We start from the raw sequence: 26,748 nt of genomic DNA, 5'->3' as shown, positions 1-26,748 counted from the left end.
TCTCTTCTAGGCTTTGTTTCATAACCCACGCGCGTGTAGCTCAGCTGGATAGAGTACCTGGCTACGAACCAGGCGGTCGGAGGTTCGAATCCTTCCACGCGCGCCATTTTCTGTTTTTATTTGATGCATTGCCCATTCTCTTCTAGGCTTTGTTTCATAACCCACGCGCGTGTAGCTCAGCTGGATAGAGTACCTGGCTACGAACCAGGCGGTCGGAGGTTCGAATCCTTCCACGCGCGCCATTTTCTGTTTTTATTTGATGCATTGCCCATTCTCTTCTAGGCTTTGTTTCATAACCCACGCGCGTGTAGCTCAGCTGGATAGAGTACCTGGCTACGAACCAGGCGGTCGGAGGTTCGAATCCTTCCACGCGCGCCATTTTTCTTAAGTTTGCCCTTGGGCGAGCTTGCTGAAGGAAATCGAGGTGAGGTGGCCGAGTGGCCGAAGGCGCTCCCCTGCTAAGGGAGTATAGGGTTTGTAGCCCTATCGAGGGTTCGAATCCCTCCCTCACCGCCATCGATTTCAACGCGCGTGTAGCTCAGCTGGATAGAGTACCTGGCTACGAACCAGGCGGTCGGAGGTTCGAATCCTTCCACGCGCGCCATTTTCTGTTTTTATTTGATGCATTGCCCATTCTCTTCTAGGCTTTGTTTCATAACCCACGCGCGTGTAGCTCAGCTGGATAGAGTACCTGGCTACGAACCAGGCGGTCGGAGGTTCGAATCCTTCCACGCGCGCCATTTTCTCTCTTTCTTTTTATTCTCTTTCACGCCCTAGATCACTATTCACCTCTTATTCATCTTAAAATTGCATCTCTTGTGATCACCATTACTACTTTTGAGGTAGCTAAGCTGCTAGATTAGTTAATGAATTATGCTGTCGTACAGCTGTAAATCAGTTGTTAACTAAATGTTATCGTTTGGCGGTTTAAGCTGTGTAATGAGCGATGTGGCGTATAATTGCGAATTTTGTCATTGGCAAAATAAAGTTAACAATACCAAGGTTTTGAATAATTATTCAAAAATCAAGTTTGATTTTTGTTGTTTAGCATGTAATTCTTACGCCAATCTCAAAGGATGTGGATTAATAATATGATGGATTTGACTGAGCTGTTAGTGGAAGCAGCAACGTTAATGGGGGTCGGGATGATCGCCGTATTCGCTTTTTTATCGCTACTTATTGTTGCGGTAAATGGCTTAGCTAAGCTAGCGCCACCGCTAGCTGAAGTAGCGGAACCAACGCAAACCTCGTCTCCAACTCCCCAACCTGCCAATAACGCCACTGTAGTAGCCGCTATATCAGCAGCTGTTCAACAGTACCGGAAGGCCCAATAACTAAAAGAGGATTTAACGCAATGTCTAAACCACTTGCATTAACCGATGTTGTATTGCGCGACGCGCATCAATCATTATTAGCAACCCGTCTTCGTATTGAAGATATGTTGCCTATTGCTGAGCAACTCGACCAAATTGGTTATTGGTCTTTAGAAACATGGGGCGGCGCAACCTTTGACGCTTGTATTCGTTACCTTGGTGAAGATCCATGGGAGCGTTTGCGTGAGCTGAAAAAAGCCATGCCAAATACTAAACAGCAAATGCTGTTGCGTGGCCAAAATCTGCTAGGCTACCGTCACTACGCCGATGACGTAGTTGAACGCTTTGTTGAGCGAGCGGTTAAAAACGGTATGGACGTATTCCGTATCTTCGATGCGATGAACGATCCACGAAACTTCCAAACGGCGGTAAAAGCTGCTCTTGATTGCGGCGCACACGCTCAAGGTACGATTTCTTACACTACTAGCCCAATTCACACCACGGATAACTGGGTAGACTTAGCTAAGCGTTTAGAAGACATTGGTTGTCACTCAATTGCAATTAAGGATATGTCAGGCTTATTAAAGCCCTATGAAGCTGAAACCTTGATTAAGCGCCTTAAAGCTGAAACAGATGTGGAAATTGCTCTGCATTGTCATGCAACTACGGGTTTAAGCTTACCGACCCACATAAAGGCCATTGAAGCAGGCGTAGACATCATTGATACCGCCATCTCTTCAATGAGCTGTACTTATGGTCACAGCCCAACAGAGACCATTGTAGCGATGCTAGAAGGTACAGAGCGCGATACTGGCTTAGACCTAACTAAACTGGAATCTATTGCCGCTTACTTCCGTGAAGTACGTAAAAAGTACGCTAAGTTCGAAGGCAGCCTTAAAGGTGTTGATTCACGCATTCTTATCGCGCAAGTACCTGGTGGCATGTTAACCAACATGGAAGGCCAGCTTAAAGAGCAAGGCGCTGCAGATAAACTTGATGAAGTGTTACTAGAGATACCTAAAGTACGTAAAGACTTAGGTTACATCCCACTGGTAACACCTACTTCGCAAATTGTAGGCAGCCAGGCAGTGCTTAACGTTTTAACTGGTGAGCGTTACAAAACGATTACCAAAGAGACCTCAGGTATCTTAAGTGGTCAATACGGTAAAGCGCCTGGTGAGCTGAATGCAGAGTTACAAGCGCGTGTTCTTGATGGCGCCGAAGCCATTACCTGTCGTCCTGCTGATTTGCTGCAAGCGGAGATGGAGCGTCTTGAAACAGAAGTTGAGCAACTAGCCAAAGAAAAAGGCTTTGCTCTAGCTGAAGACAAAATTGACGATGCCTTAACCTACGCATTGTTCCCACAAATTGGCCTTAAGTTCCTAGAGAATCGTGGCAACCCTGATGCCTTCGAGCCAGTACCAAGCGCTGATGACGTAAAAGTAGCGGCTCCTGCTAAAGCTGGCGCAGTAGAAACTTACTCGGTGCGAGTAGACGGTCAGCTGTACACCGTAGATGTTGGCCCAGAAGGTTCTATTGATGGCGTAACACCAGTAGCAAGCTCGGCGCCAGCTGCGGCCACTCCAGCAGCACCAGCTGCCAGTGGCAAAGGCGAAGCGCTACCAGCTCCTTTAGCGGGTAACATTTTTAAAGTTCTCGCTAAGCCTGGTGCCAATGTGCAAGAGGGCGATGTATTGCTGATTATGGAAGCAATGAAAATGGAAACCGAAATCCGTTCCGCTAAAACCGGGGTTGTTGACGAGGTATTAGTTAGAGAAGGTGATGCGGTTGCAGTGGGTGAAGTCCTGCTTAGCATCGCGTAAGGGAGCGAGAACGTGGAAGGAATTACTAAGCTATGGCTGGAAACCGGCCTAGCTAACTTCGAACCTGCACAATTAGTAATGATGGCAGTAGGTTTACTACTGCTGTATTTGGCAATTGTGCGTAAATTTGAGCCTTTGTTATTGTTACCCATTGGTTTTGGTGCGGTGCTGGCCAATATTCCAAATGCCGGGTTTAACGATGAAGGTGGTTTGCTTTACTACGTTTACCATGTAGGAATTGAAACCGGCGTTTTCCCACTACTTATCTTTATGGGTGTGGGTGCATTAACTGACTTTGGTGCGCTTATCGCAAACCCAAGGATGTTATTGCTAGGTGCAGCGGCTCAGTTTGGTATTTTTGCAACGCTATTTGGCGCAATTTTATTAAACATGATCCCAGGTTTTGATTTCACGCTGGCTGATGCTTCTGCGATTGCCATTATTGGTGGTGCAGATGGTCCGACGGCTATCTTCCTTGCCTCAAAACTTGCACCCGATTTATTAGGTGCGATTGCGGTAGCCGCTTATTCATACATGGCGCTGGTTCCAATTATTCAGCCGCCGATTATGAAGGCCTTAACCTCTAAAGAAGAACGCGAAATTCAAATGGAGCAATTGCGCCCAGTAAGCGTGCGAGAAAAGATTGTTTTCCCTATCGCAGTGCTTGGCTTAACCATTTTGTTCTTGCCAGCAGCAACGCCTTTAGTAGGTATGTTCTGTTTAGGTAACCTAATGCGTGAAAGTGGGGTAGTTGACCGTTTAAGCAAAACTGCGCAAAACGAGCTAATTAACGTGGTAACCATTTTCTTAGGTTTAGCGGTCGGCTCTAAGTTATCTGCTGATAAGTTCTTAACCGTAGAAACCTTAGGTATTCTTGGCTTAGGTGCAGTGGCATTTGGTATTGGTACTGCTTCTGGTGTTTTAATGGCTAAGCTAATGAGCCGTTTAAGTGGCGGTAAAATTAACCCACTAATTGGTGCTGCTGGTGTATCTGCGGTGCCAATGGCTGCACGTGTAGTAAACAAGGTTGGTTTAGAGTCAAACCCTCATAACTTCTTGTTGATGCATGCAATGGGGCCAAACGTTGCTGGGGTACTGGGTAGTGCTGTAGCTGCGGGTGTATTGTTGTCTTTAGTTGGTTAATACACAAGTGCTAAATAAAAAGCTTGCCTCGGCAAGCTTTTTTTATGTCTAGCTAATGGGTTAGCCAAATCAGTAATGAGAAAAAGCAGATCAATGCGCTGCTAATTCCAATAATCCAATAGTAGCCTTTTAAACCTTGTTTAAAGCTTAAGCCGTGGTGGAATAGAAACAGTGTCCATAAAATGGTTAATAACAAGGGCAACAAGAAAAATCGCACCATAATTGTACCTACTGGGTCACTTAAGTAATTGAAGAACTTTTAGTTTACCTTCATTACTTACAAATTGAAGTAATACCAATCACACTAAGTAAGTGATCAGAAATAACACAGGAAAAATACTCGAGAATAAAGCAGGATTTTTCGATAAGTAGTTATTCTACAATCAAAAATCCAAACATAGTTATCGAGCATTTTAACCAGATAGAATGAACAGCTGCTTAGTACGATTGGTATAAGCTAATCATTAACTTCGCTATGCTTCACACAGATTACTCGTTTTCACTCAACTAACTTTCATTGCTGGTTTCCCGTGTTACCACGCTTAATAAAATATTCTAGTTAAATCGCCGCTAATTGGTATGATGCAGGCTACATCGGCTGCTGTTCAGTCCGACCGCATACAGAGTAGATTATGAACTTCCAAGATTACCAAAACTATGCCGCTTTCATTTTTGACATGGATGGAACCTTGATTGACTCCATGCAACATCATCAAAACGCGTGGCAGTCTGCTCTCGATCAGTTTTCCATTCCTTTTACCTCTGAGCAAATGCTGGCGATGAGCGGTATGCCAACCCTACAAACAGTTGAAAACTTGCTTGCGGATGCCCATATAGAGGGGATAGATGTTAACAAAGTGGCGGATGCTAAAGAGCAGTGTTATCACAAACTAGTGAATAGTGAAATACAGCCAACACCTTTAATTAAAGTGTATGAGCATTTTCTAGGTGAAAAGCTGATGGCGGTAGGGACTGGTGCAAGCCAGCAACAAGCCGAGATGATACTCAGTAAATTAGGTATAGCTGACAAGTTACAGGCGATTGTTGGTGCCGATCTCGTAGCTGCCCATAAACCTGCTCCTGACACCTTCTTAAAGTGTGCAGAATTGATGCAAGTAGAACCGCAAGCATGTTTGGTATTTGAAGATGCTGATGCCGGCATAGAGGCTGCTAAAGCCGCAGGGATGGCGGTGGTTGATGTAAGAAACTTGTGGCCAGCGAATTATTTTGTTGATTAGGCGGTTCTATTGTTAGTTGTTTTATTTTTTTTAGCGCCTTTGTATCGGCTACCTTGTTACCCGGTAGCTCAGAAGTTGTGTTGCTGGGTTTAGCTAGCCAAATTCCTGAACAGTGGCTTAGCTTGTTAGTGGTAGCTACCTTAGGCAATACCCTAGGTGGCTTGGTTACCTTTGCGATGGGCTGGGGCGCTTTTTACTTTGGTAATAGGCATTTTAGTTGGTTACCTAACTTGAACGAACAAGCCAAGGCTAAGCCTTGGTTGGTCAAATACGGAGCCTGGAGTTTACTCATGAGCTGGGCTCCGGTAATTGGCGATGCGCTTTGTTTTGTTGCGGGCGCGGCTAAGCTTCCTGTTTGGCAAAGCACTATTGCGATGCTTATTGGCAAAGCGATTCGTTACGCTTTGCTGTTGGCATTAGGCAACGCAGTTGTGAATATTTAATAAATGATTAGAGAGGTCAATATAGTGCTTAGATGGTTAAGTGTGCTTAGCATTCTGTGGTTAGCTGCTTGTACTCAGATAGACCCTAACTCTTCAGTTGAGCTACCCAAAGGGGTGGAGTTAGTCGAAACCTCACAGGCCAATAATAGCGACATCCAGATAGCTTACAAAAAGTATCGCTTAGCTAATGGCTTAACAGTATTGCTCTATCAAGATGATAATGCGCCTTTAGCCCATGTAGATATTACTTATCATGTTGGCTCTAATCGCGAAGAGCCGGGTAAATCGGGCTTTGCCCACTTCTTTGAACACATGATGTTCCAGGGCTCTAAGCATGTCGGAGACCAAGAGCACTTTCGCATTATTAATGAAGCGGGCGGAACCATGAATGGTTCTACTACAAAAGATCGCACCAATTACTACCAAACTGTTCCAGCTAATCAGCTTGAGAAAGTACTGTGGTTAGAGGCCGATCGAATGGGCTTTTTACTCGAAGCGGTAAGCCAGAAAAAATTCGAAATCCAGCGCGATACCGTAAAAAATGAACGTGCACAGCGAGTCGACAATGCCCCCTACGGTTTATTGTCAGAGAGGGTAGACGAAGCACTTTATCCTCGAGAACACCCATACTCATGGCAACCCATCGGTTATATAGAAGATTTAAATCGGGTAGATGTAAATGACTTAAAGGCATTTTTCCTTCGCTGGTATGGGCCAAACAATGCCGTGTTAAGCATTGGTGGTGATATTGATGAGTTGCAAACCTTAGAGTGGATAAACAAGTATTTTGGTGGTATTCCCAGTGGCCCTGAAATTCCCCAAATTACTCCAAGCCCAGCCAAGCTTAGTGAAACTCGCTATATTTCTTTAGAAGACCGTATCCATATCCCTTTGCTCTATATCAGCTATCCCACGGTGTATGCCGGTGCTGAAGACGAAGTCGCCTTAGACATGTTTTCTGAGATTTTAGGTGGTGGCAAAAGCTCGTTATTACATCAATCATTGGTTGAATCAGGTAAAGCCTTGTCTGCGGGCAGCTCGCATTATTGCCGCGAAATGGCCTGTACATTGTCGATTTACGTGCGTGCTAACCCGCAAGCTGGCTTAACATTGGCCCAGCTGGAGCAAGATGTTGACCAAGCCATTAACGATTTTGCAAAGCGCGGAGTCAGCGCAGAAGATTTACAACGCGTTCGCTCATCGCTTAAAGCCTCTACCATTTACAGTTTAGAAAGTGTCTCTGATGTGGTCACTCAGCTGGCCTTTGGCGAAACCTTCTTTGAACAGCCTTTATACATAAGTGAAGTACTGCAACAGTTTCAAAATGTAAACGATCAACAGGTTCAAGAGGCTTATCAGCATTACATCATAGGTAAGCCTAGGGTGGTGATGAGTGTGGTACCAAGAGGGCAAACTCAGTTAATTGCTAGCGAAGACAACTTTACACCCGCTCCACGCACTCTGCCCGAGCAGCAGCACATTGATGACAGTGAGCTAGCACTGCGCGAAGTGAAAGATAACTTTGACCGTAGTGTAGAGCCGCCTTCTGGCCCTGCTGTGGCTGTTAAGTTACCGGAATTATGGCATGCAGAGTTAACTAATGGCTTGCAGGTATTAGGCACCTCAGAGCAGCCAACGCCTACAGTTACCCTGCAGTTCAGATTACCCGGCGGCAGTATTTCAGAGCACAAAGGCAAAGAAGGTTTGGCTAAGCTCACTGCGCAAATGTTAATGCAAAGCACCCAGCAATCCAACGCCGCTGAGATATCAGATCAACTTACAGAGCTGGGCGCGTCAGTTAGCTTTAGTGGCGGGTTATACAGCCAAAATATTAGTCTGTCTTCATTAACCGAGAACTTGCCTCAGGTTCTGGATATTTTGCAGCAGCGCTTATTAACCCCCGCGTTTAATAGCGCAGAGTTCGAGCGTGAAAAAGCGCGCCACCTGCAAAGTATTGAGCAAAAATTTAATCAGCCAAATTGGCTAGCCAGTATCGCCAGTCAAAGTTTGTTTTTTGGTGAAGGAAGTCGCCTAGCAACTTCTAGTTGGGGAAGCCGCGATAGCGTCGCTGAACTCACCCTAGAAGATGTGAAGCAGTTTTGGCAGCAGCATTACCAACCAAACGGCAGCCAGCTGGTTGCTGTGAGCAACCTCAAGCAAGCAGAGATTGAACAGGCATTGCAGCCTTTACAACAAAAATGGCAAGGTGAGGCGAGTAAGGCTGCTCATTTAACGGCGAAACCTTCTGCGGACAACAACACCATTTACCTGCTCGATAAGCCGGGTGCAGTGCAGTCGGTGATTCGGATTGGCCGTTTAGCGATGCCTTACGATGCTACCGGTGAGTATTTTAAAGCTAACTTGATGAATTTTAATTTTGGCGGCAACTTCAATAGTCGAATTAACATGAACTTACGTGAAGACAAAGGTTATACCTATGGCGTAAGTAGTGGATTTGGCGGTTTTAAAGATAGCGGTAGCTTTGTTATCTCAACCGATGTGCGACAAGATGCCACCGCATCGGCCATTCAAGAGTTGTTGGCGGAGCTGGAAGCTTACTCAAAAAGTGGCCCAAGCGATGAAGAACTTTCATACATGCGCAGCGCAGTTTCTCAGCAAGAGGCCCTAGCCTACGCAACACCATCGCAGAAAGCTTCATTTTTGATGCAAATGTTGGCCTTTGATTTGGGGCCAGAATTTGTAGCCACTCAGAATCAAATTACCGCCACTATTAGCCAAGCTGAATTACAGCGATTGGCGGCGAAGTACTTCTCACCAGAAGAAATGATAGTGGTGGTAGTGGGTGATAAACAGCAGCTTTTACCAGAGTTAAAGAAAATAGGTATGCCAGTTCAAGAACTTGCATTGTAACGTAGCAACGCACAGTGGTGGCAAAATACGGGCGATCTCGCTATGCTTTGCCACATTACGCGTTTTAACATGATAGTGAGTTCAACTTGACTCAACAGTTTACTACTCGGCTGACGCAATTGAGCGCAGCAATGGCAGATACCGGAGTGCTTGGCATTAAACGCGGTATTGAACGTGAAGCTTTACGCATTTGCGAACAGGGAAAGTTAGCACCTAATGGCCATCCTAAAGCATTAGGCTCAGCGCTTACTCATCCTCTAATTACCACCGATTACGCAGAAACCTTATTAGAGTTTATTACTCCGGTTTCTGACAGCGTAGAACAGGTGCTGTCTCGACTCACCGATATTCACCATGAAACACTAAAGCAGCTTGATGGACAACGCTTGTGGCCTTTGAGCATGCCTTGTTACATTGGTGATGAGCAAGACATTGTGTTAGCGGATTACGGCCAATCAAATATTGGTAAGATGAAACATGCTTATCGCCAGGGGCTACGTCATCGTTATGGCAGCGCTATGCAGGTGATCTCTGGTGTGCACTATAACTTCTCTTTGCCGCAAAGCTTTTGGCAGCAACTACAAAAAGTTGATGGCGACCAACAGCCGCTTTCTGAGTACATCTCACAACGTTACATGGCTTTAATTCGTAACTTTTATCGCTATGGTTGGATGGTGGCTTATCTTTATGGAGCCTCACCGGCGCTATGTGGTTCATTCATGAACGCTGGCGAGAGCCAACTCGCTTTTGAGAAAATGGCTAAAGGTACACTTTATTTACCTTACGCCACTTCATTGCGTTTGAGTGACTTGGGTTACACCAGTTCAGCCCAACATGAGCTAGATATTAACTACAACAGCGTTAGTGAGTACGTACAAAGCGTTCGCAAAGCGGTGAGTTCTCATTCTGAAGAGTTTGCCAAGATTGGGGTTAAAGTTGATGGTGAATATCGTCAGCTAAACGCCAATATATTGCAGATAGAAAATGAGTTGTATGCGCCTATTCGGGCCAAGCGTGTTGCTAAGTCTGGTCAAACTCCTTCTCAAGCTCTAGCTCAAGATGGTATTGAATACATCGAAATTAGAGCGCTAGATGTTAACCCTTTTGATGCTGTAGGTGTAACCGAGGCGCAGGTGCGAGTGATAGATAGTTTGTTGCTGGCCTGCGTTTTGATGGACTCACCTGAAATGTGCAAAGAGGAGTTACAAGCTTGTCGTGACAACTTTAATGCTGTGGCTATTGAAGGGCGTAACCCTGAATTGTCACTCACCATTGCCGGTGAAGAACAAAGCTTGCCAGCACATATCGAAAGTCTGCTAGCTAAGATGCAACAAGCCGCGCAACTGCTTGATACTCAGCGTGCTGAGCCGGACTTTAGTGTATCGCTAGAGCAAGCGATAGCCGATGTTGCTAATGACAATACATACTCTTCACGTTTTTTGCGTTTGTTAAAATCACAATCGGTAGACAACAGCAGCTTGGGCTTGCAATGGGCTGCACAATATCGCGAAGAGATGCTTGGTCATAAGCCTAATAACTGGCAAGATCAAGACTTTAGCGCGATGGCTGAACAAAGCTTTGCTGAGCAACAAGCAATAGAAGCTAGTGATGACCTCGATTTTGATCACTTTTTAACGAAGTATTTTGAGAATGCCAATAAGTAGGGATGTATCGCTTGTTCAGTGGGCTAAAGTAGCCATGGTAGTTTTGGGTTTAGGCGTATTGGCGGGATGCAGCAGTGCGCCGCCTAAAGATCCTGAGAACCTATGTAGCATTTTTGAAGAAAAACGCGATTGGTATAAATCAGCGAAGAAGATGAACAAGAAATGGGGCACGCCAGTGCATGTTCCTATGGCGATGATGTATCAAGAATCCAGCTTCAAGCATAATGCTCGTCCACCAATGCAATATTGGTTTGGGTTTATTCCTGTAGGCCGTGCGAGTAGCGCTTATGGCTATAGCCAAGCTAAAACAATGACCTGGGATGACTACGTGCGTGAAACTGGCAACTCTTGGTCGTCACGAACTAACTTCGACGATGCTATCGACTTTATGGGCTGGTTTACCAACAAAACCCATAAAATAAACGGAGTATCGAAGTGGGATGCGCGTAATCAGTACTTAAACTATCACGAAGGCTGGGGCGGTTATAAACGCGGTACTTATCACCAGAAACAATGGTTGGTGAAGGTAGCGGGTACAGTAGACCAGCGATCGAAACGCTATGCTGCCCAGTATAATAAGTGCAAAGACGATCTAGATAGTAGCTGGCTATGGCGACTATTCTTTGCTTAAATACACCCAAATAATGAGTCTCAGCTACGCTGAGATATGAAGAGAGAAAATCATGCCTTTATTAGATAGTTTTACCGTAGACCACACCCGCATGCATGCGCCAGCGGTTCGCGTTGCCAAAACCATGTCTACGCCTAGCAAAGACACTATTACTGTATTTGATTTACGCTACTGCGTGCCTAACGAAGAGATTTTATCTGAGAAAGGTATTCATACCTTAGAGCACCTTTATGCCGGCTTTATGCGTGAGCATTTAAATTCTGCTGATGTAGAAATCATCGATATTTCGCCAATGGGTTGCCGCACTGGTTTTTACATGAGCTTAATTGGCAGCCCTAGCGAGCAACAAGTTGCCGACGCTTGGTTAGCCTCTATGCATGATGTACTCGCTGTAGCTAATCAAAATGACATTCCAGAGCTCAATGAATACCAATGTGGTACTTATGCTATGCACTCTTTAGACGAAGCTAAGAGCATTGCTACTAGCATTATCGAACGTGGTATTAGCGTAAACAAAAATGATGAACTGGGATTATCTGACGAGATTCTTGGTAAGCTTTAAGTCGTATTTCGCACTAAAAAAGCCAGCTCTTAGCTGGCTTTTTTGTATTTTTAATGGGGGAGTTTACTTCTTAGGCTTGCTGTAAAACGCTGGAATGACTCGGGCCAAGCTTACAGTGTTGTTTTCTATCTCGACTATTTCGATGGGGTAACCCGCTAAACGTAAACATAAGTTAGCTTCGGGAATGTCTTCTAAGTGTTCCACAATCAGGCCATTTAGCGTTTTAGGACCATCGATGGGTAAACTCCAGCTCATTTCTTTATTCAAGTCTCGAATATTTACAGCACCATCGATCAAATAGCTGCCATCAATTTGTGGATGGATTTCATCACTAGGGTCCGGGGCAATGCTAGTGGTAAAGTCGCCAACAATTTCCTCTAAAATATCCTCTAACGTCACCAAGCCTTGAATGTCGCCGTATTCATCCACGATAAGTCCAATACGCTCTTTACGGCGCTGAAACTTCAATAGCTGCACATTTAACGGGGTGCCCTCGGGGATGAAGTAAATCTCTTTGGCGGCACGTAGCATCGAGGTTTTATCAAACTGCTCTCGAGATAATAGTCGCAGCGAGTCACGTGAGTGGACAAAGCCTACCGAATCATCAATGGTGTCGCGAAATAACAAAATTTTGGTGTGAGTACTTTGAGTGAGCTGGCGAAGAATACTGTCCCAATCATCGTTGATATCGATGGCGGCAATTTCGTTGCGCGGGATCATGATGTCGTCAACCGTCACTTTCTCTAGGTCTAAAATGCTTAGCAGCATGTCTTGGTGACGCTTAGGGATAAGTGTGCCCGCTTGGTCAACTACGGTACGCAGTTCTTCAGGATTTAGCGCTTCATCATCTTTGTTTGTGGGGTTTACCCCTAATAAACGCAACAGACCATTAGTGACGCCATTGGTAGCCCAAATAAATGGGAACAATAGTTTCATTAATGGGCGTAGTAATATTGAAGCGGGGAAGGCAATCTTTTCCGGATAAAGCGCAGCCATGGTTTTGGGCGTTACTTCAGCAAAAATCAAAATGACAAAAGTAAGAGCAAGCGTAGCGATAGCTACCCCTACATCGCCGAACAGTCGCAAACCAATAATGGTGGCGATGGCCGAGGCAAAAATATTAACGAGATTATTGCCAATTAAGATTAATCCAATTAATCGGTCGGGGCGGTCTAGCAGTTTGTCTACTCGGCTAGCTGCTTTATGTTTAGTATTAACTAAATGCCGCAGGCGGTAGCGGTTAAGCGACATCATGCCAGTTTCGGAGCTAGAAAAGAAAGCAGAGCAAATTATGAGGAACACGAGAAGTAGCAGTAAGCTACTCGTAGATATGTCGTCCAAACAGGAGAGTCCTTGATTAATATAACAGGGCTAATTTATATGCAGCCCCAAAGGGCTGTCAAGGTCTCATTTTAGTTGAGGATGATTTCCTTAACAAAGCGTGAGCCAAAATAGGCCAAACTAAGCAAGATTGAACCAATTACCGTCATGATCACGACCATTTTCCCACGCCAGCCTCGGTAGTGGTGTCCCCAAAGAAGGCTTGAGTAGATAAACCAAGCAATTAAGCTGAATATTGCTTTATGGCCACGGCCATTGGCAAAAAAGTCGGTTAAAAATACAAAGCCGCTTAATAACGACACGCTAAGCAGTATGAGCCCAACCCGAATCAAGGTGAATAACTGTTTCTCAATGCTCATTAAAGAGGGCATTGCAGGGTGAATTGCCCCAGGCTTGTGGCGTTTTAAGGTCCAGTCTAAGTAAGCCATCTGCAAGGCATACAAGCTTGCAATCATGAGAACGGTAAAGGCGGCTAAGGCAACGCTGATATGGATCAGCACTTGCGGTTTTAACTCCAGATGAATGATGTAGTCACTTGGGATCATTACCGCTAACAACATGCTCACAATGGAAAATAGGTACACCACCGGCAAAATAAACCATAGTTTGAATGGTTTAACTAAAGCGGTAACGGTGAGAGCAATCAGCAAGCTGACTAAACCCGCTACATTAAAGATGCTTAAATCTTGGCCTTGCGCCAAAAATAAATGCTCTACTTCCCAAATGCCATGCAATAGCATTGCGCAGCCAGCGCTGAGCCATAGCCATTTGTTGGCTCCGCTTTGTTTATTCAGTAAACCACTTATACATACGTAAGCGGCTAACAGATAAAAAACGGTGGTAGGAAGTACCAATACATTCATGATTTGAAGCTAACTATATGATTGTTTGGGTTCAGTATACTCGCCCTAAACAGTCAGGGCTAGAATTAGCTTTTAGAATATCGGCGCTTCGGTATAATGTGGCGGCTAAACAGTGCTCGCTATATGATCAACAGGAAAAAGCATGTTTGAAAACTTATCTGATCGACTCTCGAAAACGTTAAAAAATATCAGCGGCCGCGGCCGACTAACCGATGACAACATTAAAGATACTTTGCGCGAAGTGCGTATGGCCTTGTTGGAAGCGGATGTTGCCTTACCCGTAGTTCGCGAGTTTGTTAAAAAAGTAAAAGAACGTGCTCTAGGCCAAGAAGTAAATAAGAGCCTTAGCCCTGGTCAAGTATTCGTTAAGATTGTTCAGCAAGAGCTGGAATCAGCCATGGGCGAATCTAACGAAAGTCTTAATTTGGCAGCCCAGCCTCCGGCAGTAGTAATGATGGCTGGTTTACAAGGTGCGGGTAAAACCACCTCTGTTGCTAAGCTAGCTAAATACCTTAAAGAGCGCGAAAAGAAAAAAGTAATGGTTGTGAGCGCCGATATTTATCGTCCCGCTGCGATTAAACAGCTAGAGACTCTAGCTACAGAAGTTGACGCTATTTTCTTCCCAAGTAACGAAAAGCAAAATCCGGTTGATATCGTTAACGGTGCTATCGCCGAAGCCAGAACTCAATTTGCGGACGTACTACTTGTAGATACCGCGGGTCGTTTACATGTTGATGAAGACATGATGGACGAAATTAAAGCGCTTCATCAGGCGGTTGAGCCAGTAGAAACCTTGTTTGTTGTAGATGCGATGACTGGTCAAGATGCGGCAAATACCGCTCAAGCCTTTAACGAAGCTCTGCCACTTACCGGCGTGATTTTAACTAAAACCGATGGTGACGCGCGCGGCGGTGCCGCTTTATCTATTCGTCACATTACTGGTAAGCCAATTAAATTTATGGGTGTGGGTGAGAAAACCGATGCTCTAGAACCTTTCCACCCAGACCGCATAGCCTCACGTATCTTAGGCATGGGCGACGTGCTTTCTCTTATCGAAGAGGTAGAGCGCAAAGTTGATAAAGACCAAGCGCAGAAGCTGGCTAAGAAAGTTCAAAAAGGTAAAGGCTTCGATTTAGAAGACTTCCGTGAGCAATTAGTGCAGATGAAAAGCATGGGCGGCATGATGGGCATGATGGATAAGTTGCCTGGCATGGGGCAAGTTCCCGACAGTGTTAAAGATCAAATGAATGATAAGCTTACTAACCAAATGGAAGCGATCATCAACTCTATGACGCCGGGCGAGCGCCAACGCCCCGATATTATTAAAGGCTCACGTAAGCGCCGTATTGCTGCTGGTTCTGGTACCCAGATCCAAGATGTGAACAAGCTGCTTAAGCAGTTCACTCAGATGCAAAAAATGATGAAGAAAATGTCCGGTAAAGGCGGCATGCGTAAAATGATGAGCCAAATGAAAGGCATGATGCCTCCAGGTGGTATGGGCGGATTTGGCGGCGGTCGCGGACCAGGACGTTTCTAAACACTTATTTAATGTAAAAAAGCCCAGCGATTTGCTGGGCTTTTTGCTATTAAAACGGTGCTAAAATGGCTTATTTAGTTTGCCGCCAGCCTAGCGGCATATTTTTTTAGAGGGGCTTAGCGTTGATATTTGAATTGAAAGAAGACCCTTCCCAAAAGGACATCGAAGCATTAAGGGCCGAATTGCTTAGTTTTAATCAAGTCTTTCTTGGAGATATTCAAGAGCAAACGGTGGCGTTATTTGTGTACGATGACAATAAGCAAAAGCTAGCTGGTATTACTGCCGAAATTTTGGGTGAGTGGCTGATGATAAAACTGCTTTGGGTTAGCGAGGTCTGTCGAAAGCAAAAGATAGCAAGTAGATTATTGGCTGAAATAGAAGACTATGCTATAAGCCGAGGCTGTTTACATGCCCACGTTGATACTTTTAGTTTTCAAGCAAAACCATTTTATGAGAAGCAGGGTTACCAATGCCAATTAACACTGGGTAATTACCCCGTCACAACAGCCATGCATATATTGACTAAACAATTAAAGTGACGAGGTCTTCAATATAAAGCCCAGCTTTTAGCTACTGGGCTTTTTGTGCACAACTCTTAGTAAAGTTCACTCATCAAGTGTTGTAGTTGTTTAAAATCTAATGATTTATCAGCATCTACACTGGCATCACTTGGCGATGGGTGAGCACAAAGTACAATACCATCGGCACCTAATAATTTGGCGGCTTTGGCCATAGGCGCCACTGCGCTTAGCTCGTCTACTGCTTCACCTGGGTTTACCACAATCGGTAGGTGGGTTCGTTGGCGCAACAAGCTAATCGCGCCTAAGTCCAAGGTGATTTTATTCTTGCCTTCAAGCGTTCTAACGCCTGCTTCACATAAAATTACCTGTTGGTTGCCCTGCGCCAAAATGTAGTCTGCGGCATGCAACCACTCATCAATAGAGGCCATGTTGTTGCGCTCTAAAAGAATAGGGCGAGTAGACTTGCCCAGTTCTTTTAACAGGTTAAAGTTTTTCATGTGGCGCGAGCGAACGTGCAGTATGTCTGCTTTAGCCGCTAAAGTAACAACCTGATCAACCGAGCTTACTTCGGTCATTGTAGGAAGCTTGTACTTTTTACCCGCGGCGTTTAAATAACTTAGGCCTTCTTCACCTAAACCTTGGAAGCTATAAGGTGAACTGCGTGGTTTAAAGCAACCTGCGGCAAGTACTGCTGCACCACTTTCTTTGGCCGCTCCTGCACAGTTTATGATTTGTTGTTCAGACTCTACTGCACTGGGGCCAGCAAAGGTAACAAAGCCACCATCACCAATTTTAACATCGCCAACACGTACTACCGTAGCACTAGCCTTGTGTGAACGGCTAGAGAGCGCACCATCTTCTTGTACGGTGCTAATTAAGCTTGGTTCGCCACCTTTATTTTTGTCTTTGTTGGCTAAGGCTTCTAGTGGAATAAGCGTAGGGTCAACATTTTCACTTGGGTAGCAGCCAAGCACCTTAATATAGCGGGTAAGGCGCGTTAGCTCTGCCAGTGCCGATTGCATTTGACTAGACTTAACATTGGCGGATACATCCACATAAAACATTTCTTCCCAAGGATTGCCTTGTACTGGGCGAGACTCCAGTTTGCTCATGTTTATATCGTGCTCGCGCAATACCAACAGCGCTTCTACCAACGAACCTGCTTGCTGTGCTGTTGACATAATAAAAGTCGTTCTCGCTGGCACTTGCTCAGCAACTTCAACCGGTTTGCGAGAAACAACAATGAAGCGAGTGTAGTTTTGTTGTTGATTGGCAATATCGGTTTTCAAGGCTTGCAAACCATACATTTCACCGCCCACTTTGCTGCCAATAGCACCAACGGTTAAATCGTCGCCTCCGGCAACCACTTCCATTGCTTTGGAAGAGCTATCTACAAAATCTACTCGGGTATTAGCTAAAGTACGCAAATAAAGGCAGCACTGAGCATAAGGTTGAGGGTGAGCATACAAGGTAGTAATTTGCTCTAGTTTGGCTTTTGGATGAGCCAAAATACAGTGGTCAATAGGTATTGATAGTTCACCAACAATCGACAAACTGGTGTGCTGCAATACATCGTATACCTCATTAATACTGCCAGAACTGGTGTTTTCTATAGGCAACATGCCGTAGTCAGCTTGACCAGATTCCACGGTATCAACAATGTCTTGGAATGCACTGCAGCCAAATTCAACAATTTGCTTTTTATAACGCGAGAAGTATTGATGAGTTGCAATATTACTGTAAGAGCCTTTGTTACCTAAAAATGCCACTCTTACCGCTTGCGCATGAATATCTGGATTGGTGATACCTTGCAGAAATGCTTGTTGCGATAACACCGAGTCTTCGATGATGGTGTGATAAAGCTGAGTCACATAGTGGGCGTCTAAGCCTAATTCTCTGCCTTTATTTATTAGTTTAACCAGCAGTAACTGTTCACGTTCTTGGTCGCGAATCGCTTTGGGGTTTTCTATTTTACTTTTTGCTACTTCAACACTGAGTTGGCGACGCTCAGTCAGCAGTGTTAATAATGATTGGTCGAGCGCTGTTATTTTTGTTCGGATCTGCTCTAAGTCTGCCATCTGTTGTATTCCCTGTTAACAAAAAAGCCTCCTAAGAAGGAGGCTTTATGGATTCTGTGTGTTTTCGTTTTTACACCAATTCCGTCCGCCTCCCTAAAAGGGTGGAGTAAAAAAGAAACCAAACAAAAATCGGGTGTTGAATATTTTCATGACGTCAGACTAAAAAGCAATCAGGGGAAAGTCAAGTAATACCAAGCGATTAGTTGCTTGGTATTACTCTTTATTTAGCCTTTATGCGGCTTGTTCATCCTCGGAGCTAGGCTCGCCGTCGTCTACTTCACTCGGCGAACGTAAGAAATCTTTTCCAGAGCGGCTAGCGCGGTGCGCATTAGGCTTATCTTGGAAGCGGTGTAACTGGCGTTCAAGTTTTTGCCCTAAATTGTTAATGGCAACGCTCAGGTCTTGATGTTCATCGCTGGCAAACAGTTGTCCGTTTGGCAGATTGATCTTCGCTTCTACTTTTACCTTTTTATTGTCGGTGGTGATAATCACTTTTGGTGATATGAGCGGAATTTGGTTTTTTTCCAGTTTCTTAAAGCGCGCGGCAATGTGCTCGCGAATGGTTGGGGTAATAGAAATTGTCTTGCTGGTAATATCAATAATCATAAGCCTCCCAAAGACTATCTAGTAATTATTTCAACTCCAGAATACGACTTTCATAAATAAAAAACCAGATCTAGATCACTATTTCTTAAGGGTTAAATTGGCTGAGCTTGTGAATGTGATTGCTTAGCGAAAAGTACTATAAATTACCGAAAATCGCTTGAATGTTATGGCGAACTTGGGCACATTGGAGTGAATAACAAGCGCTTGGTGTTAGCAATTAGTTTTTAATTAGTCATAAGCCAAAGGATGCCTTGCTTCATTGTTGACCACTATGGACAATATTCAACCTACAATCAGCGTTGTGAATTCCCCCGCGTCGTCTTCTGAAACCTCCACTGCACTTACCGAGCTCGCGCTTGCCTTAGCTGCTAAGCCTAGCGAAGGCTTTTTTGATGAGCTCATTAGCAGATTGGCGCTGCAAGTTGGTGCTTGTGAAGGCTATATTGCTCACTTCGATTCTCGAACCCCCAGCCTTCCTTGTATTCGCTATTGGCGAGAAGGCCAGTTTATTGGTGGAAAGCTAAGCCCTGCCTCAGCTAACCTGCTGGCTGAAATACGCGCTAGGCGGGTTGTAAATATTGATAATCTGCAACAAGCCTATCCTGATTATGCGAGCACCCAACCTGAGATCCAGCAACCGTTACAAGGTTTCTGGGCACAGCAAATAGTTCAGCAACAGCGGGTAATTGGCTATATTGCGTTTAGTTTTAGTCAGGCAAAGTTTGATCATGCTCTGCTCGAACAACTGTTAGCCCCATTCTTTGAACGTTTAAGTAGCGAATTTGAGGTTCAACAACAACGAGAAGCCTTGAGCCTGTCGGCGATCGCCTTTGAGAGTAATGAAGGGCTTATTATTACCGACGTAAATTATCGCATCGTTAAAGTTAATAAGGCGTTTAGCCAAATTACCGGTTATCAACAACATGAAGTACTGGGACAAGAACTCACAGAAGTGCTGGGCAATCCAAGCCCAGTATTTATTGAAGAAGTAGATGGCACGGTTAGGCGTAAAGGCGAGGTAGAGCGCCAGCGTAAAAACGGCCAACGTTACACACAGCAAGAAACCATCACTGCTGTTCACAATGATTTAGACTCGTTGACCCATTATGTAGTGTGTCTACAAGACATATCGGCAAACAAAGCCACAGAGCAGCAAATTCAACATTTGGCTTATTTTGATGAGCTTACTGGTTTGCCCAATCGTCGAAAGCTGCGTGAAGAACTTAGCCTTTGCTTTTCACGTGCTAAAAAGCAGCATGCCATTGGCGCTTTGCTGTTTATCGACTTAGATCATTTTAAAAACATTAATGACTCATTAGGGCATGCTGCAGGCGACTGGGTATTGCAGCAGGTAGCTAAGCGTTTGCAAGAGCTTATTCGTGAAGGAGACGTGCTGGCTCGCTTAGGTGGTGATGAGTTTGTTTTGCTGCTGGCCGATTTAGGAGAAAGCCCTCCACACGCCGAGCAACAAGCCAATATTGTAGGTAAACGCTTAATCCAAACTATTTCCTCTCCTTATCCCTTTGATGGTCAGTCGCTGCATATTGGTGCCAGCGTAGGCATAACCTTGTTCCCTGGTAAGGGGCAAACCGCTGAAGACTTATTGAAGCAGGCTGATACAGCGATGTATCAAGCAAAGTCAGCCGGCCGACGTACCGTTATCTTTTTTGATGATGGTATGCAAAAACAGGCCGATAAACGTTTAAAGCTACATAACGCATTACGTGGAGCCTTGGCCAACGACGAGTTGCTGCTTTATTACCAGCCGCAGCATATGGTATCTACTGGCGAGTTAGTCGGCGCAGAGGCCTTAGTGCGCTGGCAACCTGAAGGTAAAGGCTTGGTTTCACCCACCGAGTTTATTCCTATTGCCGAAGAGTCAGACTTGATCATTGATATTGGTATGTGGGTATTAGAGCAAAGCTGTAAACACATGGCGCATTGGCAGCAAAAGGGTTTACTGTTGCCAGAACTATCTGTGAATGTTAGTGCTAAGCAGTTTCATCATCCTGAATTTGTCGACCGAGTAGAAGAGCTCATGACGCGCTACAGCATTGATGGCGCGATGCTTAATTTAGAAATTACTGAATCGGTGGTGCTAGGCCACGCAGAAGACACTATCCGAAAAATGGAGCAGCTAAAGGAAATGGGGCTGCGTTTTTCCATTGATGACTTTGGTGCCGGGTACTCGTCTTTAAGTTATTTGAAGCGCTTGCCAGTGGATGAACTAAAAATCGACCGCTCGTTTATTCGTGATATTCCACGTGATAGCCGAGACATGGCCATTGTTGATGCAGTATTGGCGATGGCCAACCATTTAGGCTTTACTGTTACCGCTGAAGGCGTTGAAACGCGTCAGCAATTAGCCTTTCTTAAACAGCAAGGGTGTACCTTCTATCAAGGTTATTTATCCAGCAAAGCGATTACTGCTAAAGCCTTGGAGAGATATATTCAGCGTTTTCAGAGCAAATTTGGCTAATAGCCCTTTATCTTTTGCTTTCGAGTCGGTTATAACTAGAGCTAGATATTAGTTAAGTCGATGATTCGACTCACTCAATAAGGAACCGCGTATCATGAAATGGCTGTTATCGGCTTTTGCACTTTTGGTTTTAAACGTAGCTCATGCCGAAGATTTTGTTCGCTCCCACGCCCTAGTGATGCACGGTGAACCTGCCTTAGCTGCAGATTTTAGCCACCTTCCTTATGTGAATGTTAATGCGCCCAAGCAGGGTAGTGTGACCCATGAAGCACAAGGCACTTTCGATACTTTTAACCCCTTCATCGTTAAAGGCAATTCTGCCGCAGGTGTTGGTCAAATATACGACACTTTGTTAACCAGCAATGATGATGAAGCATTCGCTCAATACGGTTTGCTGGCCGAGAGTATTGATTTACCAGAAGATCGATCTTGGGTTCGTTTTAATCTTCGCCCAGAAGCACGCTTTCATGATGGCAAACCTGTCACTGCAGAAGATGTTGTATTCACCTTTAATTTATTGATAGAAAAAGGCGCGCCATTCTACCGCGCTTATTACGGCAGCATTAAAGAGGTAAAAGCCGAGTCAGCATCGAGTGTGCGTTTTACCTTTGCCGATGGCACCAATCGCGAGTTACCTCTAATCTTGGGTCAACTGCCGATTTTGCCTAAGCACTTTTGGCAAAATCATGACTTTTCTAAAGCCGATTTAACCATCCCGCTTGGTTCTGGCCCATATGAATTGGGTGAGTTTGATACTGGCCGTTCAGTGAGTTATCAGTTGGTTAAAGATTATTGGGCTAAGGATTTACCGATTAATCGCGGGCGTCATAATTTTGCTGAGATTAAATATGAGTACTACCGAGATTCGTCAGTGGCGCTAGAAGCTTTTAAATCGGGCCGAATTGATTACCGCATCGAAACCAGTGCTAAAGATTGGGCTACCGCATATACCGGCCCAATGTTTGATAGCGGCAAAGTACATACCGATACCTTGAGTAACGAAAATCCTCAAGGCATGCAGGGCTTTGTATTTAACACCCGTCGTGATTTGTTTAAGCAAACTGAAGTGCGCAAAGCGATTGGTTTATTGTTTGATTTTGAATGGACTAACGAGCAACTTTTTTACGGGGCATACAAACGCACGAACAGCTATTTTGCTGCTTCAGAGTTAGCATCTACGGGCTTACCAGAAGGTGGTGAGTTGGCGTTGTTAGAGCCTTTTAAAAAACAACTACCGTCAGAGGTATTCACTAAAGAATTTACTTTAGAGAAAACCCGTGGCGACGGTAATATTCGTCCGCAAATGCGTGAAGCTTTAGCGCTGCTAAAAGAGGCGGGTTGGAGTTTAAACAAAGGCAAGCTGCTAGATGCCAATAGCAAGCAAATGCACATTGAGTTTTTGCTATACCAAAAGAGTTTTGAGCGCATCGTATTACCTTACACGCGCAACCTACAAAAAATTGGCATTAGCACCGAAGTTCGCGTAGTTGATGTATCTCAGTATGTGAATCGCGTGCAGAACTTTGATTTTGATATGGTGGTTGGCAGTTTTGGTCAGTCGTCATCTCCGGGTAATGAACAGCGTGACTTTTGGGGAAGTAAAGCGGCTGAGCATACTGGGTCTCGCAATATCATTGGTGTAAATAGCCCGGTTATCGACTCGTTGATTGAAGCGGTAATTGCTGCCGAGGATCGTCAGGCCTTGATTGATGCAACCCGTGCCTTAGACCGAGTATTATTGTGGTCGTACTACGTAGTGCCGCAATGGCACTTAAATGCTTGGCGAGTGGCCTATTGGGATAAACTTAAACGACCTGAGCGTAACCCTAAATATGCGCTGGGTTTAGATAGCTGGTGGGTTGAATAGTTACCCAATGACTAGCTACATTCTTCGACGTTTATTATTGATGATCCCCACTTTGCTGGGGATCATGACTCTTAATTTCATTATTATTCAATCTGCGCCGGGTGGGCCGGTTGAGCAAGCCATTGCTAAGATACAGGGCATTGATACCTCAGCTACCCGCCGCGTTGATTCTGGTGTAGATACAGAGATTATTCAATCTAATAATGGCGGGAACTCTAGCCAGTATCGCGGAGCACAAGGTCTACCACCTGAGCTGGTTGAAGAGCTAGAGCAATTGTATGGTTTTGATAAACCCTTACACGAGCGCTATTTTGAGATGCTAGGTAACTACCTTCGTTTCGATTTTGGTGACAGTTTTTATCGTGACAGCTCTGTCGTTGATTTAATTCTAGAAAAGATGCCGGTGTCTATTTCCTTGGGCTTATGGACCACTTTATTAGTCTACGGGATCTCCATTCCATTAGGCATCCGCAAAGCGGTGCAACACGGCAGCCGCTTTGATATTTGGAGTTCAACAGCGGTTACCATTGGTTTTGCCATTCCCAATTTCTTATTTGCGATTATGCTGATTGTGCTTTTTGCTGGTGGTAGTTATTGGGATTGGTTCCCGTTGCGCGGTTTAACGTCTAGTAACTGGGACGAACTAAGCTTGCTAGGAAAAGTGGGTGATTACTTTTGGCACCTCACGCTACCTGTGACAGCCATGGTAATTAGTAGTTTTGCTACCTTAACGATGCTGACTAAAAACTCTTTTTTGGACGAGATTAATAAGCAATATGTGCTTACCGCTAGGGCTAAGGGCTTAACTGAAAATCGGGTACTTTACGGCCATGTTTTTCGTAATGCGATGTTACTGGTTATCTCGAGTTTACCTGCAACCTTAATCAGTATTTTCTTAACTGGCTCATTTATGATCGAAGTTATTTTCTCTCTCGATGGCTTGGGTTTACTGGGCTTTGAGGCGGTGGTTAATCGTGATTACCCCGTGGTGTTTGGTACCTTGTATATGTCAACGTTAATTGGTTTAGTTCTTAAGCTAATAAGTGATATTACCTATACCATGATTGACCCTCGAATTAACTTTGAGGGGAGGCAGTAGCATGGGAGTTGTCGCTCAATGGAAGCGCGCCAAAGCCAGCCCTCTAAATCAGCGTCGTTGGTTGCAGTTTAAAGCTAATCGTCGTGGCTACTGGAGTTTTTGGCTATTTATATTGCTGTTTTTCACTAGCTTATTTGCTGAATTTATTGCTAATGATAAACCCGTGTTAATTCGCTACCAGCAGCAATGGATGATGCCGGTAGTGAGTGAATACACTGAGCTAGATTTTGGGGGAGACTTCGATTTAGCGGCTGATTATTCGGACCCCTACATTCAAGAGCTGATTACAGAGCAAGGTGGTTGGATGTTGTGGCCACCGGTGCGTTTTTCTTACGGAACCATAAATTACAATCTTAATGTGCCATCGCCTTCTCCGCCTACTGGTGTTAACTGGTTAGGTACCGATGACCAAGGCCGAGATGTTTTTTCGCGTTTATTATATGGCTTTCGTTTGTCGGTATTGTTTGCTTTAGTTCTGGCGATTAGCAGTTCGGTGATTGGTGTAGCGGTAGGTGCTATGCAAGGCTACTTTGGCGGCCGTGTGGATTTGTTTGGTCAGCGCTTCATTGAGATTTGGTCGGGCATGCCGCAAATGTTTTTGCTGATTATTTTATCCAGTTTGGTACAGCCAAACTTTTGGTGGCTACTCGGCATTTTGCTGCTATTCAGTTGGATGAGTTTGGTTGATGTAGTACGTGCCGAGTTTTTGCGAGGCCGTAATTTAGAGTATGTAAAAGCGGCTCGTGCCTTAGGGGTAGGCGACAGAGCGATAATGGCACGACATATACTGCCCAATGCGATGATTGCTACGTTAACCTTTATGCCGTTTATCTTTATTGGTGGGCTTACCGCGCTAACTGGTTTGGATTATCTAGGCTTTGGTTTGCCGCCGGGCTCGCCTTCGTTAGGTGAAATGGTGGCGCAAGGAAAGAACAATCTGCAAGCGCCTTGGTTAGGGATAACTGCATTCTTTTCCATGTCGATTATCTTAGTGTTGTTGGTATTTATTGGTGAAGCAGCTCGTGATGCTTTCGACCCTAGAAAACGAGTGTAGGTAGCTGACAATGAACAAGTTATTAGAAGTAAAACAGCTATCTGTTTGTTTTGGTTTGCCAGAGCCGGTAGTAAAGCAAGTTAGTTTTGATGTCTATGCTGGTGAGATCTTAGCCTTGGTGGGGGAGAGTGGTTCCGGGAAATCGGTGACTGCGCTGTCGGTATTGTCTTTGCTGGGCGATAAAGCCGAGGTTAAGGGCGAGATTTTGCTGCAGCAGAAGTCGGTGCTAAACCAACCTAAAAAACTGCTGCAGGCCTTACGTGGCGACCAAATCGCAATGATATTCCAAGAGCCTCTTACCTCGCTTAATCCTCTTCATAGTGTTGAAAAACAAATAAGCGAAGTATTGTGTGTACACCGAGGCATGCATAAACAACAGGCACGCGAAAGGGTGTTAGAGTTATTGAATCTGGTGGGCATTGTTGAGCCAGAAAAACGCTTGAATAGCTTTCCTCATGAGCTTTCTGGTGGGCAAAGGCAACGGGTAATGATTGCTATGGCCTTAGCCACTGAGCCAAAGCTACTTATTGCCGACGAGCCCACCACTGCCTTAGATGTCACAATTCAACTGCAAATTTTGGAGCTTTTGAAAGAGTTACAACAAAAACTAGGCATGGCAATTTTGCTTATTACTCACGATTTAAATGTTGTGCGTAACTATGCCGACCGAGTCGCAGTAATGAAGGCTGGTGAGTTGGTAGAGTTAAACGCTTGCCAGCAACTATTTGCCGCTCCGCAACATGCGTATACAAAGGTATTGTTAGATTCTGAACCCGTGCGTGAGCAGCTTCCAGCAGCTAAACAAGAGCTGTTACTTGAAGCCAGTAAGCTAAAAGTATGGTTTCCGATTAAGCGCGGCTTTTTGCAGCGTACGGTTGATCATATAAAGGCGGTTAACAGCATCGACTTTCATCTAAAACGCGGTGAAACACTGGGGATTGTAGGTGAAAGTGGCTCAGGTAAGAGTACCTTGGCCCAAGCGGTACTAAGGCTAATTGATAGCGAAGGTGAAATTGCGTTTAAGCGTGAGTTTATTCATGACTATGGGGTAAAACAGATGCGACCGCTGCGTCGTTTTATGCAAATTGTGTTTCAAGATCCCTTCTCAAGTTTAAGTCCTCGTATGTCGGTGCTACAGATTATTGGCGAAGGTTTAAGTTTGCACTTTTCGCTTAACGAGCAGCAGCTTAAGCAACGCGTTTCTGAAGCTTTGCAAGATGTTGGCCTAGAGCCCGAAACTATGCATCGTTATCCACACGAATTCTCAGGCGGGCAACGTCAGCGGATTTCATTAGCGCGAGCATTGGTATTGAAGCCTGAAGTGCTCATTTTAGACGAGCCTACATCAGCTTTAGACAGTACGGTACAAAAGCAGTTACTGGAGTTGCTTAAAAAACTTCAAGTAAAATATAACCTTAGCTATCTGTTCATTAGCCACGATTTAGCGGTTATTCGCGCCTTGTGTCATCGGGTGATGGTGATGCAACACGGGCAGTTGGTGGAGCAGGGCGAAACCGAGCAAATTTTTTCTGATGCAAAGCAAGATTATACTCGCCGATTAATCAATGCTGCGTTAATCTAAATATCAGTAGTTTCTTTTAATAGGGCGCCATTA

At 44.8% G+C, this 26,748-nt stretch carries 20 protein-coding genes, 6 tRNA genes and 1 other annotated feature; of the genes, 22 read left to right on the top strand and 4 right to left on the bottom strand.

From position 1 onward, the window contains the following. Positions 1-29 precede the first annotated feature (29 nt). The 15 genes from LQZ07_RS17485 to luxS all read left to right on the top strand — a co-directional run bounded on the left by LQZ07_RS17485 (position 30) and on the right by luxS (position 11,688). A tRNA-Arg gene (locus LQZ07_RS17485) sits at positions 30-106 on the top strand. Between the two features lie 59 nt (positions 107-165). Next, positions 166-242 (top strand) — tRNA-Arg (locus tag LQZ07_RS17480). A 59-nt stretch (positions 243-301) separates the two neighbouring features. Further along, a tRNA-Arg gene (locus LQZ07_RS17475) sits at positions 302-378 on the top strand. A gap of 45 nt (positions 379-423) precedes the next feature. Continuing rightward, positions 424-516: transfer RNA gene (locus LQZ07_RS17470), tRNA-Ser, on the top strand. An 11-nt stretch (positions 517-527) separates the two neighbouring features. Then, positions 528-604: transfer RNA gene (locus tag LQZ07_RS17465), tRNA-Arg, on the top strand. Between the two features lie 59 nt (positions 605-663). After that, positions 664-740 (top strand) — tRNA-Arg (locus LQZ07_RS17460). Positions 741-1,091: 351 nt separating this feature from the next. Continuing rightward, on the top strand, positions 1,092-1,334 hold the full coding sequence (locus LQZ07_RS17455) for an OadG family protein (protein ID WP_040307700.1): 243 nt from the start codon (positions 1,092-1,094) through the stop codon (positions 1,332-1,334). A 20-nt stretch (positions 1,335-1,354) separates the two neighbouring features. Then, positions 1,355-3,136 (top strand): sodium-extruding oxaloacetate decarboxylase subunit alpha, encoded by a 1,782-nt coding sequence (oadA, locus tag LQZ07_RS17450; RefSeq protein WP_152781618.1) that lies wholly within the window; start codon positions 1,355-1,357, stop codon positions 3,134-3,136. Between the two features lie 12 nt (positions 3,137-3,148). Then, positions 3,149-4,279 (top strand): sodium ion-translocating decarboxylase subunit beta, encoded by a 1,131-nt coding sequence (locus LQZ07_RS17445; RefSeq protein WP_016403962.1) that lies wholly within the window; start codon positions 3,149-3,151, stop codon positions 4,277-4,279. 632 nt (positions 4,280-4,911) lie between these two features. Then, on the top strand, positions 4,912-5,517 hold the full coding sequence (locus LQZ07_RS17440) for a beta-phosphoglucomutase family hydrolase (RefSeq protein ID WP_152781617.1): 606 nt from the start codon (positions 4,912-4,914) through the stop codon (positions 5,515-5,517). A 53-nt stretch (positions 5,518-5,570) separates the two neighbouring features. Continuing rightward, positions 5,571-5,960 (top strand): YqaA family protein, encoded by a 390-nt coding sequence (locus LQZ07_RS17435; RefSeq protein WP_152781615.1) that lies wholly within the window; start codon positions 5,571-5,573, stop codon positions 5,958-5,960. A gap of 24 nt (positions 5,961-5,984) precedes the next feature. After that, positions 5,985-8,831: a pitrilysin family protein gene (locus LQZ07_RS17430; RefSeq protein WP_249483217.1), complete on the top strand. Its 2,847-nt coding sequence runs from the start codon at positions 5,985-5,987 to the stop codon at positions 8,829-8,831. Positions 8,832-8,917: 86 nt separating this feature from the next. Further along, positions 8,918-10,495, top strand: a complete 1,578-nt coding sequence (gshA, locus tag LQZ07_RS17425; RefSeq protein ID WP_194164104.1) for a glutamate--cysteine ligase — start codon at positions 8,918-8,920, stop codon at positions 10,493-10,495. Between the two features lie 34 nt (positions 10,496-10,529). Continuing rightward, a complete protein-coding gene (locus LQZ07_RS17420) occupies positions 10,530-11,126 on the top strand; it encodes a hypothetical protein (protein WP_016403968.1) in 597 nt (198 codons plus the stop codon). A 52-nt stretch (positions 11,127-11,178) separates the two neighbouring features. Beyond that, the gene (gene luxS, locus LQZ07_RS17415; RefSeq protein ID WP_152781609.1) at positions 11,179-11,688 is read left to right on the top strand and encodes an S-ribosylhomocysteine lyase; all 510 of its coding nucleotides are present in this window, start codon (positions 11,179-11,181) and stop codon (positions 11,686-11,688) included. A gap of 63 nt (positions 11,689-11,751) precedes the next feature. On the opposite strand, the gene LQZ07_RS17410 is transcribed toward luxS, so the two are convergent. Both LQZ07_RS17410 and LQZ07_RS17405 read right to left on the bottom strand, forming a co-directional pair. Continuing rightward, positions 11,752-13,029 carry an HlyC/CorC family transporter gene (locus LQZ07_RS17410; RefSeq protein WP_040307703.1) on the bottom strand — a complete coding sequence of 426 codons (1,278 nt, stop codon included), beginning with the start codon at positions 13,027-13,029 and terminating at the stop codon, positions 11,752-11,754. A gap of 71 nt (positions 13,030-13,100) precedes the next feature. Then, complete coding sequence (locus tag LQZ07_RS17405; protein WP_152781607.1) at positions 13,101-13,892, bottom strand: inner membrane protein YpjD; 792 nt, start codon at positions 13,890-13,892, stop codon at positions 13,101-13,103. Between the two features lie 142 nt (positions 13,893-14,034). Here LQZ07_RS17405 and ffh point away from each other — a divergent pair, with 142 nt between their 5' ends. Beyond that, a complete protein-coding gene (ffh, locus tag LQZ07_RS17400) occupies positions 14,035-15,429 on the top strand; it encodes a signal recognition particle protein (protein WP_152781605.1) in 1,395 nt (464 codons plus the stop codon). Between the two features lie 122 nt (positions 15,430-15,551). Beyond that, on the top strand, positions 15,552-15,968 hold the full coding sequence (locus LQZ07_RS17395) for an N-acetyltransferase (RefSeq protein WP_152781603.1): 417 nt from the start codon (positions 15,552-15,554) through the stop codon (positions 15,966-15,968). A gap of 56 nt (positions 15,969-16,024) precedes the next feature. Here the strand turns inward: LQZ07_RS17395 and aroF are convergent, their stop codons facing one another. Both aroF and hpf read right to left on the bottom strand, forming a co-directional pair. Beyond that, positions 16,025-18,028 (bottom strand): 3-deoxy-7-phosphoheptulonate synthase, encoded by a 2,004-nt coding sequence (gene aroF, locus LQZ07_RS17390; RefSeq protein ID WP_152781601.1) that lies wholly within the window; start codon positions 18,026-18,028, stop codon positions 16,025-16,027. 17 nt (positions 18,029-18,045) lie between these two features. Further along, positions 18,046-18,174: a sequence feature (Phe leader region), on the bottom strand. Positions 18,175-18,259: 85 nt separating this feature from the next. After that, entirely contained in the window at positions 18,260-18,634 is a 375-nt protein-coding gene (gene hpf / locus LQZ07_RS17385; RefSeq protein ID WP_016403975.1) for a ribosome hibernation-promoting factor, HPF/YfiA family, read from the bottom strand. Positions 18,635-18,905: 271 nt separating this feature from the next. On the opposite strand from hpf, the gene LQZ07_RS17380 reads away from it, so the two are divergent. The 5 genes from LQZ07_RS17380 to LQZ07_RS17360 all read left to right on the top strand — a co-directional run bounded on the left by LQZ07_RS17380 (position 18,906) and on the right by LQZ07_RS17360 (position 26,715). After that, positions 18,906-21,113, top strand: coding sequence for a bifunctional diguanylate cyclase/phosphodiesterase (locus LQZ07_RS17380; RefSeq protein ID WP_227981236.1), 2,208 nt, complete (start codon positions 18,906-18,908; stop codon positions 21,111-21,113). Positions 21,114-21,207: 94 nt separating this feature from the next. Beyond that, positions 21,208-22,980 (top strand): extracellular solute-binding protein, encoded by a 1,773-nt coding sequence (locus tag LQZ07_RS17375; RefSeq protein ID WP_227981235.1) that lies wholly within the window; start codon positions 21,208-21,210, stop codon positions 22,978-22,980. A 7-nt stretch (positions 22,981-22,987) separates the two neighbouring features. Beyond that, positions 22,988-24,079, top strand: coding sequence for a microcin C ABC transporter permease YejB (locus LQZ07_RS17370; protein ID WP_016402251.1), 1,092 nt, complete (start codon positions 22,988-22,990; stop codon positions 24,077-24,079). Position 24,080: 1 nt separating this feature from the next. After that, positions 24,081-25,133, top strand: a complete 1,053-nt coding sequence (locus LQZ07_RS17365; RefSeq protein WP_152781599.1) for an ABC transporter permease — start codon at positions 24,081-24,083, stop codon at positions 25,131-25,133. A gap of 10 nt (positions 25,134-25,143) precedes the next feature. Further along, positions 25,144-26,715 carry an ABC transporter ATP-binding protein gene (locus tag LQZ07_RS17360; RefSeq protein ID WP_227981234.1) on the top strand — a complete coding sequence of 524 codons (1,572 nt, stop codon included), beginning with the start codon at positions 25,144-25,146 and terminating at the stop codon, positions 26,713-26,715. The last annotated feature ends 33 nt before the right edge of the window (positions 26,716-26,748 follow it).

Origin of the sequence: Agarivorans sp. B2Z047 (genome assembly GCF_023373605.1) — a bacterium.
Taxonomy (GTDB): domain Bacteria; phylum Pseudomonadota; class Gammaproteobacteria; order Enterobacterales; family Celerinatantimonadaceae; genus Agarivorans; species Agarivorans albus.
Note: the sequence above shows the minus strand (reverse complement) of the source record. Positions and strands in the feature narration are given on the sequence as shown.

Excerpts from the sequence above, each read along its gene's own strand:
- LQZ07_RS17455 (WP_040307700.1), top strand. The coding sequence starts at position 1,092 with ATGATGGATTTGACTGAGCTGTTAGTGGAAGCAGCAACGTTAATGGGG.
- oadA (WP_152781618.1), top strand. The coding sequence starts at position 1,355 with ATGTCTAAACCACTTGCATTAACCGATGTTGTATTGCGCGACGCGCAT.
- LQZ07_RS17440 (WP_152781617.1), top strand. The coding sequence starts at position 4,912 with ATGAACTTCCAAGATTACCAAAACTATGCCGCTTTCATTTTTGACATG.
- LQZ07_RS17420 (WP_016403968.1), top strand. The coding sequence starts at position 10,530 with ATGGTAGTTTTGGGTTTAGGCGTATTGGCGGGATGCAGCAGTGCGCCG.
- luxS (WP_152781609.1), top strand. The coding sequence starts at position 11,179 with ATGCCTTTATTAGATAGTTTTACCGTAGACCACACCCGCATGCATGCG.
- LQZ07_RS17405 (WP_152781607.1), bottom strand. The coding sequence starts at position 13,892 with ATGAATGTATTGGTACTTCCTACCACCGTTTTTTATCTGTTAGCCGCT.
- ffh (WP_152781605.1), top strand. The coding sequence starts at position 14,035 with ATGTTTGAAAACTTATCTGATCGACTCTCGAAAACGTTAAAAAATATC.
- aroF (WP_152781601.1), bottom strand. The coding sequence starts at position 18,028 with ATGGCAGACTTAGAGCAGATCCGAACAAAAATAACAGCGCTCGACCAA.
- hpf (WP_016403975.1), bottom strand. The coding sequence starts at position 18,634 with ATGATTATTGATATTACCAGCAAGACAATTTCTATTACCCCAACCATT.
- LQZ07_RS17380 (WP_227981236.1), top strand. The coding sequence starts at position 18,906 with ATGGACAATATTCAACCTACAATCAGCGTTGTGAATTCCCCCGCGTCG.
- LQZ07_RS17375 (WP_227981235.1), top strand. The coding sequence starts at position 21,208 with ATGAAATGGCTGTTATCGGCTTTTGCACTTTTGGTTTTAAACGTAGCT.
- LQZ07_RS17370 (WP_016402251.1), top strand. The coding sequence starts at position 22,988 with ATGACTAGCTACATTCTTCGACGTTTATTATTGATGATCCCCACTTTG.
- LQZ07_RS17365 (WP_152781599.1), top strand. The coding sequence starts at position 24,081 with ATGGGAGTTGTCGCTCAATGGAAGCGCGCCAAAGCCAGCCCTCTAAAT.
- LQZ07_RS17360 (WP_227981234.1), top strand. The coding sequence starts at position 25,144 with ATGAACAAGTTATTAGAAGTAAAACAGCTATCTGTTTGTTTTGGTTTG.